The organism is Phormidium yuhuli AB48, from assembly GCF_023983615.1.
Classification (GTDB): Bacteria; Cyanobacteriota; Cyanobacteriia; order Cyanobacteriales; family Geitlerinemataceae; genus Sodalinema; species Sodalinema yuhuli.
Genome location: NZ_CP098611.1, coordinates 4,001,287 through 4,022,522 on the forward strand (window position 1 = coordinate 4,001,287; position 21,236 = coordinate 4,022,522).

22 protein-coding genes are annotated in these 21,236 nt (G+C 53.1%); 16 read left to right on the forward strand and 6 right to left on the reverse strand.

The annotated features are described in order from the left end of the window. The first annotated feature begins 139 nt into the window (after positions 1 to 139). The 7 genes from pyrG to dtd all read left to right on the forward strand — a co-directional run bounded on the left by pyrG (position 140) and on the right by dtd (position 7,006). Entirely contained in the window at positions 140 to 1,810 is a 1,671-nt protein-coding gene (gene pyrG / locus NEA10_RS17170) for a CTP synthase (protein ID WP_252665394.1), read from the forward strand. Positions 1,811 to 1,932: 122 nt separating this feature from the next. After that, positions 1,933 to 2,100, forward strand: coding sequence for a hypothetical protein (locus NEA10_RS17175; protein ID WP_252662572.1), 168 nt, complete (start codon positions 1,933 to 1,935; stop codon positions 2,098 to 2,100). A gap of 101 nt (positions 2,101 to 2,201) precedes the next feature. Further along, positions 2,202 to 3,011, forward strand: a complete 810-nt coding sequence (locus NEA10_RS17180) for a squalene/phytoene synthase family protein (protein WP_252662573.1) — start codon at positions 2,202 to 2,204, stop codon at positions 3,009 to 3,011. A gap of 90 nt (positions 3,012 to 3,101) precedes the next feature. Further along, positions 3,102 to 3,824 (forward strand): cytochrome c biogenesis protein CcdA, encoded by a 723-nt coding sequence (locus tag NEA10_RS17185; RefSeq protein ID WP_252662574.1) that lies wholly within the window; start codon positions 3,102 to 3,104, stop codon positions 3,822 to 3,824. Positions 3,825 to 3,836: 12 nt separating this feature from the next. Beyond that, positions 3,837 to 5,231 carry a cytochrome c biogenesis protein gene (locus tag NEA10_RS17190; RefSeq protein WP_252662575.1) on the forward strand — a complete coding sequence of 465 codons (1,395 nt, stop codon included), beginning with the start codon at positions 3,837 to 3,839 and terminating at the stop codon, positions 5,229 to 5,231. A gap of 137 nt (positions 5,232 to 5,368) precedes the next feature. Next, positions 5,369 to 6,463, forward strand: a complete 1,095-nt coding sequence (locus NEA10_RS17195; RefSeq protein ID WP_374111786.1) for a CobW family GTP-binding protein — start codon at positions 5,369 to 5,371, stop codon at positions 6,461 to 6,463. 96 nt (positions 6,464 to 6,559) lie between these two features. Then, the gene (gene dtd, locus NEA10_RS17200) at positions 6,560 to 7,006 is read left to right on the forward strand and encodes a D-aminoacyl-tRNA deacylase (protein ID WP_252662577.1); all 447 of its coding nucleotides are present in this window, start codon (positions 6,560 to 6,562) and stop codon (positions 7,004 to 7,006) included. 30 nt (positions 7,007 to 7,036) lie between these two features. Here the strand turns inward: dtd and NEA10_RS17205 are convergent, their stop codons facing one another. After that, a complete protein-coding gene (locus tag NEA10_RS17205; RefSeq protein WP_252662578.1) occupies positions 7,037 to 7,492 on the reverse strand; it encodes a hypothetical protein in 456 nt (151 codons plus the stop codon). Between the two features lie 311 nt (positions 7,493 to 7,803). On the opposite strand from NEA10_RS17205, the gene cobS reads away from it, so the two are divergent. Beyond that, positions 7,804 to 8,613 (forward strand): adenosylcobinamide-GDP ribazoletransferase, encoded by an 810-nt coding sequence (cobS, locus tag NEA10_RS17210; protein ID WP_252662579.1) that lies wholly within the window; start codon positions 7,804 to 7,806, stop codon positions 8,611 to 8,613. Here cobS and NEA10_RS17215 read toward each other — a convergent pair. Next, entirely contained in the window at positions 8,605 to 9,807 is a 1,203-nt protein-coding gene (locus tag NEA10_RS17215; RefSeq protein ID WP_252662580.1) for a response regulator, read from the reverse strand. The two genes, cobS and NEA10_RS17215, sit on opposite strands and share 9 nt — an antisense overlap. A gap of 196 nt (positions 9,808 to 10,003) precedes the next feature. Between NEA10_RS17215 and NEA10_RS17220 the strand changes: the two genes are divergently transcribed. Then, positions 10,004 to 11,071, forward strand: a complete 1,068-nt coding sequence (locus NEA10_RS17220) for an ABC transporter permease (RefSeq protein ID WP_252662581.1) — start codon at positions 10,004 to 10,006, stop codon at positions 11,069 to 11,071. 54 nt (positions 11,072 to 11,125) lie between these two features. Here NEA10_RS17220 and NEA10_RS17225 read toward each other — a convergent pair whose 3' ends face one another. The 3 genes from NEA10_RS17225 to NEA10_RS17235 all read right to left on the reverse strand — a co-directional run bounded on the left by NEA10_RS17225 (position 11,126) and on the right by NEA10_RS17235 (position 15,440). Continuing rightward, positions 11,126 to 12,514 (reverse strand): diguanylate cyclase, encoded by a 1,389-nt coding sequence (locus NEA10_RS17225; protein ID WP_252662582.1) that lies wholly within the window; start codon positions 12,512 to 12,514, stop codon positions 11,126 to 11,128. 70 nt (positions 12,515 to 12,584) lie between these two features. Beyond that, the gene (gene argH / locus NEA10_RS17230; protein WP_252662583.1) at positions 12,585 to 13,970 is read right to left on the reverse strand and encodes an argininosuccinate lyase; all 1,386 of its coding nucleotides are present in this window, start codon (positions 13,968 to 13,970) and stop codon (positions 12,585 to 12,587) included. Between the two features lie 69 nt (positions 13,971 to 14,039). Next, complete coding sequence (locus NEA10_RS17235) at positions 14,040 to 15,440, reverse strand: PP2C family protein-serine/threonine phosphatase (RefSeq protein WP_374111912.1); 1,401 nt, start codon at positions 15,438 to 15,440, stop codon at positions 14,040 to 14,042. Between the two features lie 474 nt (positions 15,441 to 15,914). Here NEA10_RS17235 and NEA10_RS21135 point away from each other — a divergent pair, with 474 nt between their 5' ends. The 7 genes from NEA10_RS21135 to NEA10_RS17260 all read left to right on the forward strand — a co-directional run bounded on the left by NEA10_RS21135 (position 15,915) and on the right by NEA10_RS17260 (position 20,290). Then, positions 15,915 to 16,178, forward strand: coding sequence for an arginase family protein (locus NEA10_RS21135; RefSeq protein ID WP_374111787.1), 264 nt, complete (start codon positions 15,915 to 15,917; stop codon positions 16,176 to 16,178). Continuing rightward, positions 16,175 to 16,516, forward strand: a complete 342-nt coding sequence (locus NEA10_RS21140) for an arginase family protein (protein WP_374111788.1) — start codon at positions 16,175 to 16,177, stop codon at positions 16,514 to 16,516. The genes NEA10_RS21135 and NEA10_RS21140 overlap by 4 nt, the downstream gene beginning before the upstream one ends. After that, positions 16,455 to 16,823, forward strand: coding sequence for an arginase family protein (locus NEA10_RS21145; protein WP_374111789.1), 369 nt, complete (start codon positions 16,455 to 16,457; stop codon positions 16,821 to 16,823). Before NEA10_RS21140 ends, NEA10_RS21145 begins: the two co-directional genes overlap by 62 nt. Positions 16,824 to 16,893: 70 nt before the next feature. After that, complete coding sequence (locus NEA10_RS17245) at positions 16,894 to 17,427, forward strand: thioredoxin family protein (protein ID WP_252662584.1); 534 nt, start codon at positions 16,894 to 16,896, stop codon at positions 17,425 to 17,427. A gap of 382 nt (positions 17,428 to 17,809) precedes the next feature. Continuing rightward, positions 17,810 to 18,538, forward strand: a complete 729-nt coding sequence (gene pyrH / locus NEA10_RS17250) for a UMP kinase (protein WP_252662585.1) — start codon at positions 17,810 to 17,812, stop codon at positions 18,536 to 18,538. Then, positions 18,528 to 19,073 (forward strand): ribosome recycling factor, encoded by a 546-nt coding sequence (frr, locus tag NEA10_RS17255; RefSeq protein ID WP_374111790.1) that lies wholly within the window; start codon positions 18,528 to 18,530, stop codon positions 19,071 to 19,073. Before pyrH ends, frr begins: the two co-directional genes overlap by 11 nt. A gap of 89 nt (positions 19,074 to 19,162) precedes the next feature. Further along, the gene (locus NEA10_RS17260; protein WP_309494359.1) at positions 19,163 to 20,290 is read left to right on the forward strand and encodes an NAD(P)/FAD-dependent oxidoreductase; all 1,128 of its coding nucleotides are present in this window, start codon (positions 19,163 to 19,165) and stop codon (positions 20,288 to 20,290) included. A 34-nt stretch (positions 20,291 to 20,324) separates the two neighbouring features. Here NEA10_RS17260 and NEA10_RS17265 read toward each other — a convergent pair whose 3' ends face one another. After that, positions 20,325 to 21,236 carry a DMT family transporter gene (locus NEA10_RS17265; RefSeq protein ID WP_252662587.1) on the reverse strand — a complete coding sequence of 304 codons (912 nt, stop codon included), beginning with the start codon at positions 21,234 to 21,236 and terminating at the stop codon, positions 20,325 to 20,327.

Genomic DNA, 21,236 nt, shown 5'->3' on the forward strand with positions numbered 1-21,236 from the left:
AGCCCATCTTGCGAAGCATCAACATCTCTTAAGATAGTCCAACTCCCCCATGACCGGGCAACCCGAGGGCGATCGCCCATCCCGGCCCTTCCCCGACTATGGCAGAATGAACCCAGGGTTTACCGATCGCACCAGTTCCATGACCAAATTTATCTTCATCACCGGCGGCGTTGTGTCCAGTATTGGCAAAGGCATCGTCGCCGCCAGTTTAGGGCGTTTACTCAAATCCCGAAACTACTCCGTCTCCATCCTCAAACTCGACCCCTATATTAACGTCGATCCGGGAACCATGAGTCCCTTCCAACATGGAGAAGTCTTCGTCACCCAAGACGGGGCCGAAACCGACCTCGACCTGGGCCACTACGAACGCTTCACCGACACCTCCATGTCGCGCCTCAACAGCGTCACCACCGGGTCCATCTACCAATCCGTCATCAACAAAGAACGTCGGGGCGACTACGAAGGGGGAACCGTCCAAGTCATCCCCCATATCACCGGCGAAATCCGTTCTCGCATTCGTCGTGTCGCCCGCAACACCAACCCCGACATCGTCATCGCCGAAATTGGCGGAACCGTCGGCGACATCGAATCCCTACCCTTCCTCGAAGCTATCCGGCAATTCCGTAAAGACGTGGGCCGAGAAAACCTCATGTACGTCCATGTCACCCTCATGCCCTGGCTACGGGCCGCCGGGGAAATGAAAACCAAACCCACCCAGCATTCCGTCAAAGAACTGCGATCGATTGGTATCCAACCCGATATGCTCGTCTGTCGCTGTGAACGTCCCCTCACCGAAGGTCTCAAAGAAAAACTCTCGGAATTTTGCGATGTTCCCGTCCATCGCGTCATCACCGCCGCCGACGCCGGTAGCATCTATGAAGTCCCCCTCGTCCTGGAACAAGAAGGCCTGGCCCAATCGGTCCTCGACTGTCTCCACCTCGACCAACGAGACCCCGACCTCGACGGCTGGCGGACCCTCATCAATCGCATGAAGAACCCCAAACGGGAACTGGAAATCGCCATCGTCGGCAAATACATCCAACTCTCCGACGCCTACCTCTCCGTCGTCGAAGCCCTCAACCACGCCGCCGTCCAATGTGGCAGTCAACTCAAACTGCGCTGGGTCAACTCCGAAGACCTGGAACAATTTCCCCAAGGGGACCAACTCCAGGGCGTCGCCGGCATCGTTGTCCCTGGCGGCTTCGGCAGTCGTGGCATTGACGGCAAAATCAACGCCATTCGCTATGCCCGAGAACAGCAAATTCCCTTCCTCGGCCTCTGTCTCGGAATGCAATGTGCCGTCATTGAATGGGCCCGCCATGTGGCTCATCTCGGCGATGCCAACAGTTCCGAATTTGACCCCAACACCAGCAACCCCGTCATCAGTCTCCTCCCGGAACAAGAAGACGTAGTGGACCTAGGGGGAACCATGCGCCTGGGCCTCTATCCCTGCCGCCTCACCGAAGGAACCCACACCTTTGCCTGCTACAACCAAGAAGTCGTTTACGAACGCCATCGCCACCGCTACGAGTTTAACAACGCCTATCGCAGTCTCTTCCTAGAAACCGGCTACAGCATCAGTGGGACCTCCCCCGATGGTCGTCTCGTAGAAATTATCGAGATGCCCAATCATCCTTTCTTTGTCGCTACCCAATTCCACCCCGAATTTGAATCCCGTCCCAACCATCCCCATCCCCTCTTTGAAGGATTTATCAAAACCGCCCTCAACCTGACCAGCAGACTGACCCCAGACCCTCCCAGCAGCGAGGGACTCGATGAGACCCTAGAGTCTGCGGCCCAAGTGTTGTAACGTCAGAAAGATGTCGAGAGAGAGTGGGAATAGCCCGACCAGAGGAGGCGTTGCGCGTGGCGTACTGGATCAGAATCCACCAGCAGGGGGGAAAAGAGGTTCATATCCTTGATCTTGACCGAGTGAGTAGTTTCTCACTCTACAAACAGAGTCGCCTAACCATCTATTGGCATCCCCAGGAACAGCCCTTAATCCTAACGGCCCAGAGTGACCCTGTGGCCTATCGACAAGTTCTCGACTATGTTGAGAAAACCACGGGCCACTCCCTAGAGACGTCCCCTAGCCGTTAACCCGACGGACTGTGTCTGTTTGGTGGCTGTCCAAGATAAATGCCTGCGATCGCAATCGGAAGGATATGCTATAGGTCGAGTTGATGTGAGGAGTTGAACCGATGAACTGGCACTATGACGCCCTAGAGGTCTTAAAACAGACCAGTCGCACCTTTTATATCCCCATTGTCCAGCTTCCTGGCAATCTTCAGGAAGCTGTGACATCTGCCTATCTCTGTATGCGGGCCATTGACGAGATTGAAGACCATCCCTCTCTCGAAAACGCCACTAAAGCCCATTTACTGCGATCGCTCTCCCTGCACCTGCAAACGGGAACCGGGGACAACGACCACTTTACCCCCGACTGGGGGGACTGTTACGACGACCTCCCGGAAGTAACCCTACGGGTGAATGACTGGGCTAAACTCGCCCCCGATAGCATCGCCCCCCGAATTTGGGACGCCACAGCGGCCATGGCCGATCGCATGGCCATCTGGGCTGAACGCAACTGGACCGTCAACACCGTCGCCGACCTGGATAGCTATACCTTCAGTGTTGCCGGGGCCGTGGGATTACTCCTGTCAGACCTCTGGGCCTGGTATGATAATACCCAGACCAATCGCATGGACGCTATTGGCTTTGGCCGTGGACTGCAAACGGTCAACATTCTCCGCAATCATCGAGAAGACAAAGCCCGAGGCGTGGACTTCTTCCCCGACGGTTGGACCGCCAGCCAAATGCAGGCCTACGCCCGCCACAACCTGGAATTTGCCGAACGCTATACCCAGAGTCTCCCCAAAGGCCCCGCCTTGGACTTTTGCCGGATTCCCTTAGTGTTGGCCCAGGGAACCCTCAAAACCCTGGCCTTGGGCAAACCCAAACTCAGCCGCGATGACGTGATGCAGCTGATTGGACAGGTGAGTAATGGCTAATCGCAACTAGAGAGGTTGAGAGGGGTCTCATGGCTGGGCTTCGATACTTAAGCTTTTACACTTAAGTTAAGACCTCCCGAACAGATCACCATGACCCCTCTCTATGACCTACAACAGTTTGCCGACCATCTCGTTAGCGACCAACTGACCCATCTCAATCTTTTCACCGTTGTCGTCGTCCTCCTGGCGGGACTGTTGACCAGTTTAACCCCCTGTACTCTCTCCATGCTGCCCATTACCCTGGGCTATATTGGCGGCTACGAATCCAAAAGTCCCGGTCAAGGGGCCCGTCAATCCCTCTGGTTTTCCTTAGGACTGGCCACCACCCTAGCCGGGCTTGGATTAGGGGCCGCCCTCTTAGGACGAGTCTATGGGCAAATCGGCAAGGGCCTACCGATTTTCGTAGCGGCGATCGCCATTTTGATGGGCCTGAATCTCCTGGAAGCCCTCCCCCTCCAACTCCCCTCCATCGATGGGATGGATTGGATTTCCGAGAGTTGGCCCCATGGCTTGCGGTCCTATGGTTTAGGCGTCACCTTTGGCCTCGTGGCCTCCCCATGCAGTACCCCCGTCCTGGCCACCCTCCTGGCCTGGGTCTCCAGTACCGGCCAACCCCTTCTCGGCAGTAGTCTCCTGTTAGCCTATACCATAGGATATGTCGCCCCCCTAATTCTAGCCGGAACCTTTGCCGCCAGTTTAGAGAAATTATTATCCCTACGGCGTTGGTCCAGTTGGATTACCCCCGCCAGTGGTGTCTTATTAGTAGGGTTTGGTGTCTTTACCCTGGTCTTTCGTTTGCTGCCGACTGTCTAACCTCTCCCCCCCATGACCGAACTTGCATCCGCCTCTCCCCTACGTTGGTTTCGTCGCCAGATTTTACCCATTTTGGCCAATCTACGCCTGGCCATCCTTCTGTTGTTACTCATCGCCACCACCAGTGCGATCGGAACCGTCATCGAACAACATGAATCCCTAGACTTTTACCAAGCCAACTATCCCGAAGACCCCGCCCTCTTAGGCTTTCTCTCCTGGAAGGTTATTCTCGGCGTCGGACTTAACGATGTCTACAAAACCTGGTGGTTTTTATCCCTACTCGTCCTGTTTGGGTCCAGTTTGGCCGCCTGTACCTTCACCCGCCAACTTCCCGCCCTCAAAGCCGCCCGCAATTGGACGTTTTACCGCAAACCCCGTCAGTTTAAAAAACTGGCCCTGGCGGGAAGCTTACCCATTGGGGAAGACGACACCGCTAACCCCAGTCCCAACTTAGACCAAGTTCAAGAGAGTTTAGAACAACGGCGTTATCAGGTCTTCCGGGATGGAGACAGTCTCTATGCCCGCAAGGGCCTCATCGGACGTATTGCCCCGATTGTGGTTCATGCCAGTATGCTACTGATTCTCGGGGGGGCCATTGTCGGGTCCGTCACGGGGGTCGTGGCCCAGGAGATGATTCCCAGTGGGGAAACCGTCCAGGTCACCAACTTTGTCGAGGCTGGAGATTGGTCCTCTCCCGATCGCTTTCGCGGTTGGTCTCTCAAAGTCAACCGCTTTTGGATTGACTATACCCCCAGTGGGGCCATTGACCAGTTTTACTCCGATTTGTCCGTGATTGATGAGACGGGCCAGGAACGCGATCGCAAAACCATCTATGTCAACGAACCCCTACGCTACAACGGAGTCGTCTTCTATCAAACTGATTGGAGTATCGCCAGCATCAACATCCGCCTAAACAACAGTCCCGTATTCCAATTGCCCATGGAACCCCTGGACACCGGAGGAAATGGACGTATTTGGGGAACCTGGATTCCCACCAAACCGGACTTAAGTGAAGGGGTCTCCCTCCTGGCCCGAGATTTACAGGGAACGGCCCTCATCTATGACAATAGCGGTGAACTGGTGGCTTCTCTACGAGTTGGTGATGCCATCGAGATTAACGGCATTACCCTCTCGTTGCTGGAAATGACCGGGGCCACCGGGTTACAAATCAAGTCCGACCCGGGCATTCCCCTCGTCTATCTCGGCTTTGCCCTGTTGATGGTCAGTACCGCCCTCAGCTATGCTTCCCACTCCCAAATTTGGGTTCTGCAACAGGAAAACACCCTCTATCTGGGAGGACGGACCAATCGGGCCCAGGTGAGTTTTGAACGGGAGTTTCTGGAGTGGGTGGCCCAGATAGAACCGCAAACCTCAAACGAGGCGATCGCCCCCTCGGTAGCCGCTTAAATGCCCGGGGAAATTGAGTTAAACTGAACATAAACTCACCTCTGGGGTTGCCGAGGCTTGGGGCAGATTCAGAGATTGACCTCAAGCCGTTCCCCCACCTGCAAGTTTCATTGCTTATCTGTCATCCATCACCTGTTATGCAAACTGCTGATCACGCAAACACTGCCATGGAAGCCCCGAAATTGGGACTGCCCGTGACGATTATCACAGGATTTCTCGGGAGTGGTAAAACCACCCTTCTCAATCATATCCTAAGCAATCAAGAGGGTCTAAAAACTGCTGTTCTCGTCAATGAGTTTGGCGAAATTGGCATTGACAATGAACTCATCGTTGCTGGGGATGATGATATGGTGGAACTCACCAATGGCTGCATTTGTTGCACCATTAACGATGACCTCCTCAATGCGGTCTATAAAGTCCTGGAACGGGAGGAGAAGGTAGATTATCTCGTTGTGGAAACCACCGGCTTGGCAGACCCCTTACCCGTTGCCCTGACATTTTTAGGGACGGAGTTACGAGATTTAACCCGTCTCGATTCCATTATTACGTTAGTGGATTGCGAAAACTTCAGTCTAGACCTGTTTAACAGTGAAGCTGCCTATGGGCAAGTGGCCTATGGTGACACCATTATCCTCAATAAAATTGACCTGGTGGATGAGGCTGATGTGGATGCCCTAGAAGTGCGGATTCGGGATATTAAAAAAGATGCCCGCATCCTACGGACCAATCATGGGTCTGTTCCCCTTCCCCTCCTCTTAAGTGTGGGTCTGTTTGAGTCGGATCGCTATTTTGAACAAGAGTCAGAGGGTCATGACCATGACCACCACGACCATGACCATCACGACCATGACCACCATCATCACGACCACCACGACCATGACCATCACGATCATGATCATTCCCATCACCTAGAGAATGATGGGTTTGTCTCCGTATCATTTCAGAGCGATCGCCCCTTCAGTATCCGTAAATTTCAGTATTTTCTCGATAACCAGCTTCCAGCAAACATCTTCCGGGCCAAAGGGATTCTCTGGTTTGACGAAAGCCCCGATCGCCATATCTTCCACCTCAGCGGCAAACGCTTTAGCATCGAAGATGACGAGTGGAGGCATGAGAAGAAAACCCAGTTGGTCTTTATCGGACAAGACCTAGACTCCGAAACCCTCCTGAAGCAACTCAACAACTGTCTGGTCACCCCAGGAACTCAAGGAGACAAAGGATTTAAGCTATAGGCTTACAAATGTTCCCGAAGCGGGGCATAGATGGCTCATTAAGCGCTTGTCTATGCCCATCGGTTCAAAAACAGTCTAAAGAACGAAACAGAGGCAATGCGGGTTATTATTCAGCGAGTTCGCTCATCTCAAGTCAGAGTGGGCGATCGCCAAGTGGGCAAAATTGGACGAGGCTTGAATCTCTTAGTAGGAATTGCCAAGACAGACGGGGAGGCTGAAGTGGACTGGATGGTTCGCAAATGTCTCAGTTTACGACTGTTTCCCCCCGACAACGAGGCCAGCGGCCGCTGGGAACAGTCCATCGAAGACATCGAGGGGGAGATATTAGTCATTAGCCAATTCACCCTCTATGGCGATTGTCGCAAAGGTCGCCGTCCCTCCTTCGACCAATCCGCCCCACCCGCCGCCGCTGAAGCCCTCTACAACCAATTTGTGGAGAAACTACGTCAGAGTGGCTTAGAGATTCAAACTGGGGAATTTGGGGCGATGATGCAAGTCTCCATTGAAAACGACGGTCCTGTGACCCTAATTTTAGAGCGTTAACTCTGCTCTCATCTGATGGGGAGAGCCAGTTTAGCCCCCTTCCCACTCATCTAAGTCATCAATTTGAGCATCGAGTTTAGCGGAAATCACCTGAACCAACATGGACTCCAAGGACTCATCCGTGAGAGGGTCACTGGAACGGCCCACAAGAGGGGAGTTGAGGGGAACTAACCGCAGACGACGATTATCTTGCACTAAATCAAACTGAGTCCGCGATTGGCCCATAGGCTTTAACTCCAAATAGTCAAAACTGGCCACATTGAGATACAGGGAATGATTAGCCAGAATTGTCGCCTGATGAGAATCAGAAAAAACTTCAACGAGATAGGCTTCCCCTTGGGCCTGGGGTTCGCCATTCAGAAGTTCAACATAGCGCACCTGCGTCAGGTCTCCGAGCAAACGCAACATATCACGTTTGCTGACAAGGATACCGGTTTCGATGATGCACGGGGCAGGGATATGATGGTCGGATGAACGCTCAGGCATGGAACTAAAGGGGGTGGGGTGGGGTGACTGTTGGTGAGACAGATACATTAAGCCATTCAATGGATATAGGTCGGGATCGCAGTTCTATCATCCCAGTTAGTGACTTAGGAGGGTTACGGGATACCGGTGGTTCCAGACCTGACGGACTGAGTTCAATGCTACGTCTGGACAAACCGCTGGACAAACCGCCCACTCTGAAATGTGATCGATGACTTGGGTGACCCTCGAACTCACAACAAGGTCTCTATACAATCTTGGCATAGATATTCGGGTTCGCAAATCCGTCAAATAACTGAACTTCTCATTAAACTATGGCAAAGGGACAATTTTTATGGCTTAACTTGAGGTTTTGGCGGCGCCAACGGAATGCGATCGCCGCTGCTATTGCCTTTTATACCTGTTTACCCATTCCCGTAACTTGGACGTTGGAGTTTGAAGGCATCGCGAAACTCGCCCCATTCGTGGGAATTTTCTTAGGTGGACTGCTGGGCCTGGTGGATTGGGGCTTCGGGGCATTGGGAATGCCTGTATTAACACGCAGTGCCTTAATTGTGGGCTTGGCGATCGCCCTGACGGGGGGCTTACATCTAGATGGGGCCATTGATACGGCCGATGGTTTGGCGGTTCCAGACCCTCAGAAGCGTTTAGCCGCCATGCAAGATAGTTTGGTAGGGGCGTTTGGAACCATGGCAGCGGTGATGGTTCTATTACTGAAAACCGTGGCCCTTTCGGAATTAGTGGGCGATCGCGCCCTGGTCCTCATGGCGGTCGCGGGTTGGGGCCGCTGGGGACAGGTGGTGGCCATTGTTCGTTATCCCTATCTTAAAGCCAGTGGCAAGGGGGCCATTCATAAAGCCTCCATCGAGTCAGCGGTGGCCCTGATTCCCGGGGCGATCGCCCTATTGGGGTTAAGTCTCCTGCAACTTTGGCTGGGGGGCGATCGCTGGCTGGTGGGAGTGGGAATGGCCTTTGGCGGGAGTGCGATCGCCATTCTCACCCCAGCTTGGTTCAATCGTCAGCTTGGAGGACATACCGGAGACACCTATGGGGCGGTGGTGGAATGGACAGAAGCCCTCCTCCTCTGTTTACTCACCGCCTTAGCCGCCGCCAGTTCACCTTGACGATGAGGTATCCCCCGATGATTTGGCCGTCGTGACCAACCGTTCAACCGTCTCTAATACGGTATCCGGGTCCACCGGCTTGGAGAGAAAGCCCGAAGCCTTGACCAATTTGGCCCGCACGCGATCGATCAACCCATCCTGACTGGTTAAAAAGACCACGGGCGTATCTTTCAACTGTTCCACCCGGTGAATCTGGGCGCAGACTTCATAACCATTCACCACGGGCATAATTAAGTCCAAGAAAATCAACGCAGGTTTGCGGGCAATCAACTCAGGAATCGCCTGTAAGGGGTCGAGAATGAAAAAACTACTATACCCCCCATCCTGGAGAACCCGTTCCAACAGCTCACAATTTTGCAAACTATCATCAATACAAGCAATCAACGGTGCTTCGGGCGTTGGCTTTTGGGCAAGATCAGTTTTCTTTAACTCTGTCGTGACCGATCCTCTCGAATGCTGAGTGGGCGTCAATGTTCCATTGAGATCCGGAACCCGCACCAACTCCAAAGCTCCTTTTTGGATCCGAGGCATTAAGGACTCGGTCAACTCAATCAGATCCTTTTTAATAATCACTGATAAATCGCGCAAGGTGTTATGGGAGTTGACCAACAGGCTCAGTCGTCGATAAACTTTGTCCGATAACGATGATTTTAATAAGCTGTTATTGGCAATTACCGGAGCAAGATTGGGAGAATGGGCGGCAAAATCAGCTTCACACCACTGTTGCCACTGTTTTTCAGCATAGTTCAGAAGCGCTTCCCCTTTGAGAACAACTCGCGGTTTTTGCCGACGGGTTCCCTCACAGAGTTTTCCGACCAACACCTCACCCTGAGATTTTTGCAAAACATCAAATAAAACTTCAACAATACAATCAACAACTACTTTTTGGAATTGCTGACGGTTGAGTTGCTGCTGATCCTGAAAGTTGCAGAGGATGTCATATTCCCAAAAGGGATCGTTGTTGGGGTTAGGGAACTTGAGACCGCTCAAATCTAAACCGGGACAGGTCCGGGCGATCGCCCGTCGCCAACGTCGTAGGGGATGAACCCCTCCCGATGCCCAAATCACGCGACCCATGTAATAATGAAGGCGCCAGTCTTCATTGGGGACAGAGGCAGAATAGATCGTCAACTGTCCGCTAAACTGGTCTTGGACACAGTAGAGAATGGCACTAATCGCATCAAGGTCTGACATTGCGCTGATGGGGGGCTGAGGTTGATTCACGGTTTAATAGATTCACAAGGTACAAGGTACTTTAATAGAGACGGAAAGCAAACTGGGGGACAAGACTTACGTTGGAAACCAATCAACAGAGATCTGGTGCTAGCTTATCATTGTAAATAAATCTAAATCTCCCTGTGTTCAAGAAACTTCAGACTAGACCCGACCTATGAACTGGTGGCACACCTTTAAACAAAACCCGCTGTCTCGCCTTGGCGCCAGCATTTTGATTCTCTTCTATATCCTGGTCATTGGAGCGGGTTTTTTTGCCCCCTATGACCCCATCAATGATATTCAGCGAGAGGGCTCTCTCCTGCCTCCAACACCAATTCACTGGCATGACGAAGCCGGAGAATTCATCGGCCCTCATGTCTATCCCGTCCAACAAGGGGCCACTGACCTAGAAACGGGGAAACGGGAACTGATCGTAGACCGCTCTCAACCCTCTCCCATCCGTTTATTCGTTTCAGGTTCATCCTATCGACTCTTGGGATTGATCCCAGCTAACATCCATTTATTTGGCACAGTCGGCCCGGGTCAGTTAAACCTTCTGGGAACTGACGAACAGGGACGCGATCAACTCAGTCGCCTCATTTTTGGGGGACAGGTGAGCTTATTTATCGGCTTAGTGGGCATTTGTATCTCCTTCCCCATTGGGATGCTAGTGGGGGGTATATCGGGGTATGTAGGGGGCGCTGTAGATACCGTGATCATGCGGCTGACTGAGGTGCTGATGACCATTCCTGGTCTGTACCTGTTGATTGCCTTAGCCGCCATTCTCCCCTCAGGTTTGAGTAGCGCCCAGCGATTCTTACTGATTGTCACCATCATATCCTTTATTAGCTGGGCTGGTTTGGCGCGGGTGATTCGGGGACAGGTCTTGTCTATTAAAGAACAGGAGTTTGTTCAGGCGGCCCGGGCCATGGGGGCTAAGCCGCTCTATATCATCGTTCGCCATGTCTTGCCGCAAACGGCCACCTATTTGATTATTTCGGCCACCCTTTCCATTCCCGGCTTCATTGTGGCCGAGTCGGTGTTGAGTCTGATTGGTTTAGGGATTCAACAACCAGACCCCTCTTGGGGTAATTTGCTCGCTAATGGGACTAATGCTTCAATTTTGGTCTTTCAACCTTGGCTGATTTGGCCACCGGCACTATTGGTGGTGTTGACGGTGTTGTCCTTTAATTTGATTGGGGATGGTTTACGGGATGCGTTAGACCCTCGGAGTTTGCGGTAGGGGAGAAGGGAAGAGGCAATAGGCAATAGGCAATAGGGATGATTGGGATGGGGGTTAGGTGAGGGAACGGACGAGTTGCCAGCAGGCGCGATCGCGACCTTCGGATTTTGCCCGGTAGAGGGCGAGATCGGCCGCTTCGATTAAGGCGGCGGGTCTTAAACCGGCCAGGGGGGTGAGACTGGAGACGCCTAAACTGATGGTGACGGAGGTGGGTTCTCCCTCAGCTTCGGGATAGAGGATGATTTGTCGGATGGCATCTCGCAGACGACGGGCCACTCGAATTGACCCCGCTGCTTCCGTTTGCGGTAGGATGATGGCGAATTCCTCTCCCCCATAGCGGGCCACCAGGTCATCGGGATATTGCACTAAACTTCGCAGGGTTTGGGCCACTTTTTGCAGACAGACATCGCCGGCTTGATGACCATAGGTATCGTTAAACAGCTTGAAGCGATCGACATCTCCTAAAATCAACGACAGGGGCTGCTGGTGTTTGAGGCAATAGTCCCAGGTTTCCTGGAGATACTCGTCAAAGCGGCGACGATTGGCAACTTGGGTGAGTCCGTCAAGGTTGGCCTGTTGTTGTAGTTCCACGTTGGAGGCTTTTAAAGCCAGTTCCATCTGTTTACGGGCTGTGATGTCTCGGAAGGTTAAGGTGACCCCATCGTCGAGTTTTATGGCGATCGCCTGAAACCAACCACAAAGGGTATCGGATTGGTAGCAGAGTTCCCGGTTGAGAATCTTTCCTGTTTCTACCACCCGCACAAGATCATCAAATAGCCCCACATCGGCATATTGAGGCATAAATTTGAGGAGTCGTTGACCGATAATGACATCAGGGGTTGCCTCGGCGGCTTTGGCAGCGACTGCATTGGCTAGCAACCATTCAAAATCAATGATATGACCCTCGTTGTCTCGGATCGCGTGTAGGGCAGAGACACAGTCGAGGGTGCTATTGAGGACTGAGGCTAGGAGCGATCGCGATGTCTTGAGATTGATTTCCGTGAGTTCTCGTTCTTGAATTTCTAGTTCTAGTTGAGCTTTTTGACGCCGCACTAACAGTTGATGTTCAACCCGGGCGATAACTTCTTCAGCTTGAAAGGGTTTGGTCACATAATCCGCCCCCCCAACCTGAAAGGCCGCCACTTTTTCGTCGGTGGTTTCCAGAACACTGATGAAAATAACGGGAATTTCAGCGGTGTCCGGGTTAGTTTTCAACCACCGACACACCTCATACCCATCTAAATCAGGCATTCGGATATCCAACAAAATTAAATCTGGCTGCATCAGCGTGGCGGATTTAATGGCCACTTCTCCCGTTCGACAAACCTGCACATTATAACCCCGCGCTGAGAGCATTTGCCGCAGCAGCGTCAGGTTAGCAGGAGTATCATCCACAACTAGAATTTCTCCAGTGAGGGAGGATGAGTTAGCAGGGGATGTCATAGGGGTTAGTTATCGGCAATAGGCAGATGAGGCAAACAGCAAACTCCACAACGGGGATGCCATGGCACCCTTAATTTTCTAGGAGGGTTTGAGCGGTATTCAGGGCCTGACGAACTTGCTCAAAGCCCGTTCCTCCGTAACTGTTACGGGCAGAAATAACTTGTTTGGGGGCGATCGCCTGGTAAATGTCTGCTTCAAACTGGGGATGTAGGTCTTGCCACTCCTCTAAAGTTAAATCCTTCAGCAACTTTCCGGCGGCGAGTGACGTTCGCACCACCTTACCAACTAAATTATAAGCTTCCCGGAAGGGAACTCCTTTGGCAGCAAGGTAATCGGCCACATCGGTAGCATTGGAGAAATCTTCCGCAACGGCAGTTTGAAGCCGCTCTGTGCGAAATTCTAAACCACTGTCAAATAAGACGGTCATGGACTGTAAACAACCCTGAACAGTCTTCACCGTATCGAATAGGGCTTCTTTGTCTTCCTGCAAGTCCTTATTATAGGCAAGGGGTAGAGCTTTCATCAACACTAATAGTCCTTGAAGATGCCCAAACACACGCCCAGTTTTGCCTCGGACTAATTCAGGAACATCCGGGTTCTTTTTCTGGGGCATAATACTTGAGCCTGTTGAGCAGTTATCCTTGAGTTGGATAAAGTTAAACTCCTGGGACGCCCAAAGAATGACCTCTTCTGAGAGACGACTCAGATGCACCATAATCAAGCTGGCGGCATTGACAAATTCAATGGCAAAGTCGCGATCGCTCACCCCATCGAGACTGTTGCGATAGGGCTGCTTAAATCCTAGCAGTTCAGCCGTATAATGGCGGTCAATGGGAAACGTTGTGCCAGCTAGGGCCCCACTTCCCAAAGGAGAAATATTCACCCGTTCATATACCTCTCCCAATCGTTCCCAGTCCCGTTGAAACATCTCGAAATAGGCTAATAGATGATGGGCCAAACTCAGCGGCTGGGCACGCTGAAGGTGGGTATAGCCAGGAATAGGTGTCTCCACATTTTGTTCAGCTAACCTGAGTAAAGCTCGCTGAAATTGCCGAACGTTTTGGCGAATAGTTTGGATTTTATCACGCAAATAGAGGCGGGTATCGGTTCCCACTTGGTCATTGCGCGATCGCGCCGTGTGCAGTTTTTTTCCGGCATCTCCCACTAACTCAGTTAGTCGCCGCTCTACCGCAAAGTGAACATCCTCGGCATCAACTCCAGGGTTAAATGTCCCTTGACGATATTCTTGACGAATCTGCTCTAATCCCGAAACGAGAGTCTCTGCTTCTTCAGGGGAAATAATCCCCACTTTTGCCAACATTTTGGCATGAGCAACAGACCCTGTTAAATCATATTCAATGAGTTCAATGTCAAAGCCAATACTCGCGTTAAACTCGGCCACAATGGGGTCGAGGGCAGATTCAAACCGTTGACTCCAAGTTTTAGGCTGGTTCATGGTAAAAAAAGGGAAGAGGTTAAGAGGGAAGAGGCAAAAGGGGGGGGGGATGGGCGACGAAGAATGGGGTTAACGTTTTTGTAGGACAACGAGGGTCATGTCATCGTCATTAGACTTGTGGGGACCGATGAAGTCCCAAACGGCATCAAACATGGCATTTAGAATATCGTTGGGATCAGCTTGGCGGCTACAAGCGGTTTTGAAGGCCTCGATGAGGTTTTCTTCATCGAAGCGATCGCCCTTGGGATTGGAAGCTTCAGTGAAACCGTCTGTATAGTACAGGATTGTATCGCCCGCTTCTAGGATGACACTATCTTCTTCGTATTCAGTTTCCGCATCGAGTCCCACCAGCATCCCCCAGGTATCGAGGCGGAGAATTTCCCGGCGTTGGGCTTTCCAGAGGAGGGGAGGAGTGTGGGCGGCGTTGCTGTAGGCCAGTTGACGGGTTTCAGGATTATATTCTGAGTAGAATAATGTTACGAAACGATGAGAATTTTCTAGATCAGCATACATGGCCCGGTTGAGATGCTTGAGAATCCGAGCGGGGGAATGCTGATTGAGAGCTTCTGAGCGTAACATTCCCCGAGTTAGGGTCATAATCAACCCCGCCGGAACCCCTTTCCCCATGACATCACCAATAGCGATGCCCCAACGGCCGTGTTCGCTATGAATTGGCTCCTCTGGGGCGGGTTTGGCGTCGAAACCACGCGATCGCACTAAGTCATGGGTGGTGGGGATGAAGTCGTAATAATCGCCCCCGACACGATTAGCCGTTTGACAGCGGGCCGCTAGCTGAATCCCGTCAATACGCGGACATTGACTCGGGAGGAGTCGTAACTGAATCTCAGCTCCAATTTCTAACTCGCGATCGAGCCGTTGTTTTTGTCGCAGTTCCGCCGCCAGTTCATCATTGACAATGGCCACAGCCGTTTGATCCGCGACGAGTTGCACGAGCTTGCGCCGAGCTTCGTTCCAGGTATATTGAGGATCATAGCTAAACACGTATAGCCGCCCCCGCTCCTCATTACGAATGGAAATGGGAGTTCCGTAGAGTTGGATTCCTTGGCCAAGATAGTCGGCGATGCGGCGATCGATATCCTGAGAAATAGGCAGGGGATGAGAATCATCACGAATTACCGCATCAATGGCTTTACGAAGATTGACGCAGGATTGGCCCTCTTGACAGTGGAGTCGTTGTAATCGGACTTGTCCATCGGGTTTAAATAAGACTAAGGAGCCACCCTCCGCATCGGTGACACGGCTGGCGACGAGGGGAATCAGTTCTAAAAACTGATTCAGGTTATTAAAGCTACGCAGGGCAAACCCGAGGGAACTTAGTAAATCCTGGGTTTTGTTTTGTTCACGGTGTAACCGAGCTACCAAGGCTTTGAGGGCAAACACAGGAGTCGGTTCCGGCATGGGTGAACTATTGGGGCGATCGGGTTGTATGGGAACAGACACAACGGGTATAAAATCCAAGTCAATTCGCTTCAGTGACATCGAAGTCGGACGATGCAACTCATGGTTCTAAGGGGTAGAAGGTGGGACGCGCCTGAAGGTTAGGGTTAGTATCGCAGAAGTCTACGGTGTTTGGGGGAAATTGGCAACAGATTAGGATAACTTTAGACAGGGGGGGAAGAAGGGTAGGGTGTGTTCCGGCTGGCAAGGGTTGTTGGCTTTGGGCGTTCGATTTGAACTTGCCGGAACGCACCGCTCGCTGGGGGAACACACCCTGGCCCCTGCGGGGAGAACCCACCCCGCCCTGACGGGCACCCCTCCCGAGAGGGGAGAACCCACCCCGCCCTGACGGGCACCCCTCCCGAGAGGGGAGAACCCACCCCGCCCTGACGGGCACCCCTCCCGAGAGGGGAGAACCCACCCCGCCCTGACGGGCACCCCTCCCGAGAGGGGAGAGAGTTGAGTATTGAGTTTTGACTATCTATTATGTCTGTAACCGTGAATTGTGAGATGGTTGCGTTTATTGGGGAAGAAGTAGATGTGGGGTATGATGCCGCTAGGGTGGTGATTTTGCCAGTTCCTTATGAGGCGACGACGACGTACCGCCAAGGCTGTCAGGATGGGCCGGCAGCTTTGCTCAATGCCTCGGATCAGTTGGAATACTATGATGTGGAATTACAACGGGAGGTCTGTTTTGAGGTGGGGATTCATACCCATGCTCCCATTGCTGATACCCGAAGGGCCCGGTGACCGCTGAACAGATGTTACAGGATACTCAAACTACTGTGGCAGAGATGGTAGCGGCGGGTAAGTTTGTTTTGGCGCTTGGGGGAGAGCATAGTATTACGGCAGGTCTTGTTGCTGGCTATCGTCAGGTGTATGGAGATGAACCCTTTACTGTGGTTCAAATTGATGCCCATGGGGATTTACGGGATGTCTATGAGGGATCAAAATACAATCATGCCTGTGTGATGCACCGTATTTTGGAGATGGGCCTACCTTCACTGCCGGTGGGGATTCAGAAGTATGTGTCGTCAGGAAGCCGAGTTGATTCGACAACGGCAGATTCCCGTGATTTGGGACCATGAGATTGTGGGTGATCCCCAGTGGTGCGATCGCGCTCTCGGGGCCATCACCACAGAGAAGGTATTTCTGACGGTAGATCTCGATGGACTCGATAGCAGTGTACTGCCGGGAGTGGGAACCCCTCAACCGGGCGGGTTAAACTGGCATCAGTTGACCGGCTTTCTGCGGCGTCTGAGCCAGCAACATCAACTCATTGGTGCTGATGTTGTTGAGCTTTGCCCGATTCCCAATAGCGTGGTCTCAGAGTTTACGGCAGCCAAGTTGACCTACAAAATCCTGGGATATTATGCTGATGGGGCTGAGTTTTAATCTGGGTTGACCCGCCTGGCTCAAGAATCCCCCAACTGGATAAGTCCGAAAATGAGGATGACCAATAGTGATGAATGGTACAGTGATAGGCGCTTACGCCCCTGATTTTGAGTTACCTGGTACGAATGGAACAGTGCATCATTTGGCGCGGTATTTGGATGATTATCGTGCGGTGGTGGTGGTGTTTTTTGCCAATGGCTGTCCCCATTCTCAAACCTATGTTGACCGCCTCAAGGTCCTGCAACAGGACGTTCGCGATCGCCAAGTGAAGTTGGTGGCCATTAACCCCAACGCCTCAGAAAGCTTTGAATCAATGAAAAGTCTGGCCCGCGAGGCTGCGTTGAATTTTCCCTATTTGCGGGATGTGACTCAGGATGTGGCCCAATGTTTCGGGGCTCAGGTCACTCCAGAGGTATTTTTAATTGACAAAAGTGGGCTATTATGCTACAGGGGCAGAATTGATGACTGTGTGGAATCAGAAGCCGGGGTAAAGCAGCCGTATTTACAGGAGGCGATCGAGGCGTTACTCAGCGATCGCCCCATCACCCCCAGCCAAACCGAAGCCGAAGGCTGTCCCATCATCTGGCGCAGCAGCAGCCCCTAACCCCAAAATCCCTGCCCATCTCCCCTCTCGGGAGGGGTGCCCGTCAGGGCGGGGTGGGTTCTCCCCTCTCGGGAGGGGTGCCCGTCAGGGCGGGGTGGGTTCTCCCTCTCGGGAGGGGTGCCCGTCAGGGCGGGTGGGTTCTCCCCTCTCGGGAGGGGTGCCCGTCAGGGCGGGGTGGGTTCTCCCCTCTCGGGAGGGGTGCCCGTCAGGGCGGGGTGGGTTCTCCCCTCTCGGGAGGGGTGCCCGTCAGGGCGGGGTGGGTTCTCCCCCCTCTTGCCTCTTGCCTCTTGCCTCTTGCCTCTTGCCTTCTTCCCCCTTAGCGCCAGAGCAAAAGCCTGTTATAGTTGGAGGCGGTTTACGGAGGGGACTGGATCTAAAACCTATGGCAAAAGCATACCAACGGATTTTACTCAAGCTCAGTGGTGAAGCCCTGATGGGTAACCTCGGCTATGGCATAGACCCCGCCGTGGTTCAAGAGATTGCTCAAGAGGTCGCCGATGTGGTTGCCTCAGGAACCCAGGTGGCGATCGTGGTTGGAGGAGGTAACATCTTTCGTGGCGTCAAAGCCTCCTCCGCCGGTATGGATCGGGCCAATGCTGATTACATTGGCATGATTGCCACCGTTATGAATGCGATGACCCTACAGGATGCCCTAGAACAGATTGGGGTAGCCACTCGGGTGCAGACTGCGATCGCCATGCAGGAGGTGGCAGAACCCTATATCCGTCGCCGAGCGATGCGACATTTGGAAAAAGGACGAGTGGTGGTCTTTGGTGCGGGTTCTGGGAACCCGTTTTTTACGACAGATACTACCGCTGCCCTGCGGGCCGCTGAGATTGATGCGGAAGTCATCTTCAAAGCCACGAAGGTAGATGGGGTGTATGACCGCGATCCCACCGGCGATGCCGATGCCCACCTCTATAAGAGTTTGACCTATAGCCATGTCCTCACTCACGACCTGCGGGTGATGGATAGTACGGCGATCGCCTTATGTAAGGAGAACAATATCCCTATCATAGTGTTTAACCTGTCTGAGCGCGGCAACATCAGCCGTGCCGTGGCAGGCGAACCTGTTGGAACAATAGTAGGAGGTTCCTGTGATGTTACCTGACCTTGAAGAACGGATGAAGAATGCAGTGGATGCGACGCTCAGAGCGTTTAACTCCATTCGCACTGGACGCGCTAACGCGGCGATTCTCGATCGCGTGATGGTGGACTATTACAATAGCCCTACCCCTCTCAAGAGTCTGGCCGGGATTAGCACCCCCGATTCAACCACGATTCTGATTCAACCCTTTGACCCTGGCAGTTTGGCCACCATTGAAAAGGCCATCAGTATGTCAGATCTCGGCATGATGCCCAACAATGACGGTAAGGTGATTCGCCTCAATGTTCCCCCCTTGACCAGTGAACGCCGTCAGGAGTTTGTTAAATTGGCCGCCAAGTACGCCGAAGAGGGCAAAGTCTCCGTCCGCAATGCTCGCCGGGATGCCATTGATGAGGTGCGCAAACAAGAGAAAAACAGCGATATCTCTGAAGATGAGTCTCGGGACTTGCAAGATCAGATTCAAGGGCTGACAGACAAGTACACCGACAAGATTGATAAACTCCTGGCTGAGAAAGAGGAGGATATCACCACAGTTTAAGGTCTGAGCCAACTTAGGGGGTGTATCTGTCCGGGGTTCAGTGAGTCCACCGCTGAACCTGCTTGTTGTCCTGAGGTAAGTGTGAACTCATGAGTGAAGTGTTCGACTGTGTGATTATTGGTGCCGGCCCAGCAGGAGGTGCGGCGGCCTATCATTTGGCAAAACGGGGGCGATCGGTTCTCGTTTTGGATAAGCAATCTCAACCCCGCCAGTCCTTTTGTGCGGGGGGAGTCTCTCCGGCGATCGCCCCCTGGTTTGAGTTCGACTTTGCCCCAGTGATTTCCCGCAAGGTGAAGACAGTGCGGTATACCTGGAAGTACGAAGACCCCGTACTGGTGGAATTGGAGACGGCAGAACCGATGTGGATGGTACGTCGGGATGCCTTTGATCAACTGCTGTTGGATGAGGCGGCCGGCCAGGGGGCGACGGTAGAGATGGGAGTGGAGGTGAGGGCGATTGCCTGGGAGGGCGATCGCTGGCAAATCCCAACCAACGGCGAACCCCGGTTTGGCCGCTATCTGATTGGGGCCGATGGGGCCAGGGGGCCGGTGGCCCCCTGGTTAAAGTTAAAAACCCCCAAAACTCGCTTAGCAGCAACGTTAGAGGTTCCGAGTGCTGAGGCGGAGTCGGCACCGATTAATTTTGCCTTTGGCCAGGTGAAGAATGGCTTTATCTGGCAGTTTCCTAAAGCCGATGGCTTTTCGGTGAGTACCAGTACCTTTCTGGGAGGGGAGAATAAGAAACTACCCCAACTCTTGCAGGAGTATGCGGATCGCGTGGGATTACCCCAAGGCAATCGGCAAGTGCAAGAGAGTTTGATGGCCCTTTGGGATGGCGATCGACCTTTGCATAGTCAAAATGCCCTCTTGATTGGTGAGGCCGCGGGGTTTGTCGATCCCCTCACAGCCGAGGGGATTCGTCCCTGTCTGTATAGTGGCATGACCGCAGCGGAGGCGATTGATCACGCCCTATCTGGGGATATCAACGCCCTGGAGGGCTATAGTCAAACCGTTCAGGATGTCTGGGGTGCGGATATGGCCTGGGCGGCCCGTTTGGCAGCGGCGTTGTATCGCTTGCCAGGGATAGCCTATAAGGTGGCCATCAAGCAACCCATCGCCACGCAAATTATGTTGAAAATCCTTTGCGGGGAATTGCGCTATTCCAAGGTAGCCAATCGGGCGTTGCGTCGTCTCAGTGGAGGAATCATGGGCCGTTAGAGGTCAAGTTCTCTAAGGCAGCGAGAGACTACACTTAAGAAAACAACAATGCCACTCCCGACACCGCAATCACCGCCCCCAAAATAGCTCTCAGGGTAAGCCGATCGCCCGTCCAGGCGGCCAACGGTAGCACAAAAATTGGACTCATGGCACTCAAGGTTTGTGATACCCCCGCTAGGGCAAACTTGAGGGAGGTTTGTTGCAGCCAAATGGCTAAATAGGTTCCCAGAAATGCCGCTACTCCAATCATGGCCCAGGTACGCCCCGAAGCAATTGGCGTCCAAGTGACGGTTATCGAACGGGGCATCGCCGCCATCCAGAGGGGCAAAAAGACAAGTCCCGCCACTAGGCGAATCAAAGCCGCCAACAGAGGACTGACATCGGTTTCAGCTAACGCGGCCCGGGAGAGAACCGCCCCTCCCGCTTGGGCCGCCACCGCGAGAAGCGCCCAAGCCAGGCCGCGCCAGGGAAATTGAGCCTTGGGGGTGACGACGCTGGGGTTTACACGCTCCTGAATCACTGAGGCTACCCCTAAGAGAATTAGCATCATCCCCATTCCGGAACGGGGGGCCAGGAGTTCTCCGAGAACTAGGGCCGCAATTAAGGCCGTCATGGCGGGGGAGAGGGTTTGTAATAAGAGGGTGCGCCGGGAACCGAGGTGGTTGAGGGCGTAGAAGAAGGCTGTATCACCGATACTAATCCCCACGCCACCACTGGCGGCTAATAGCAGGAGCGATCGCCCCGGAATCTCAGGCCAGCCCGTTCCTCGCAACACCAACGTCAGTAGAATCAGGGCAATGGCAATAACCCCTTTGAGTAACGTGAGTTGCAACGGCGGGATGCGATCGCCCACCTGTTGATAGAGAACCGCCGCTATCGCCCACAACAGCGCCGATAGCAATGCCGCCACTTCACCCCGATAGGTCAAAATCCACTCATCCATCAT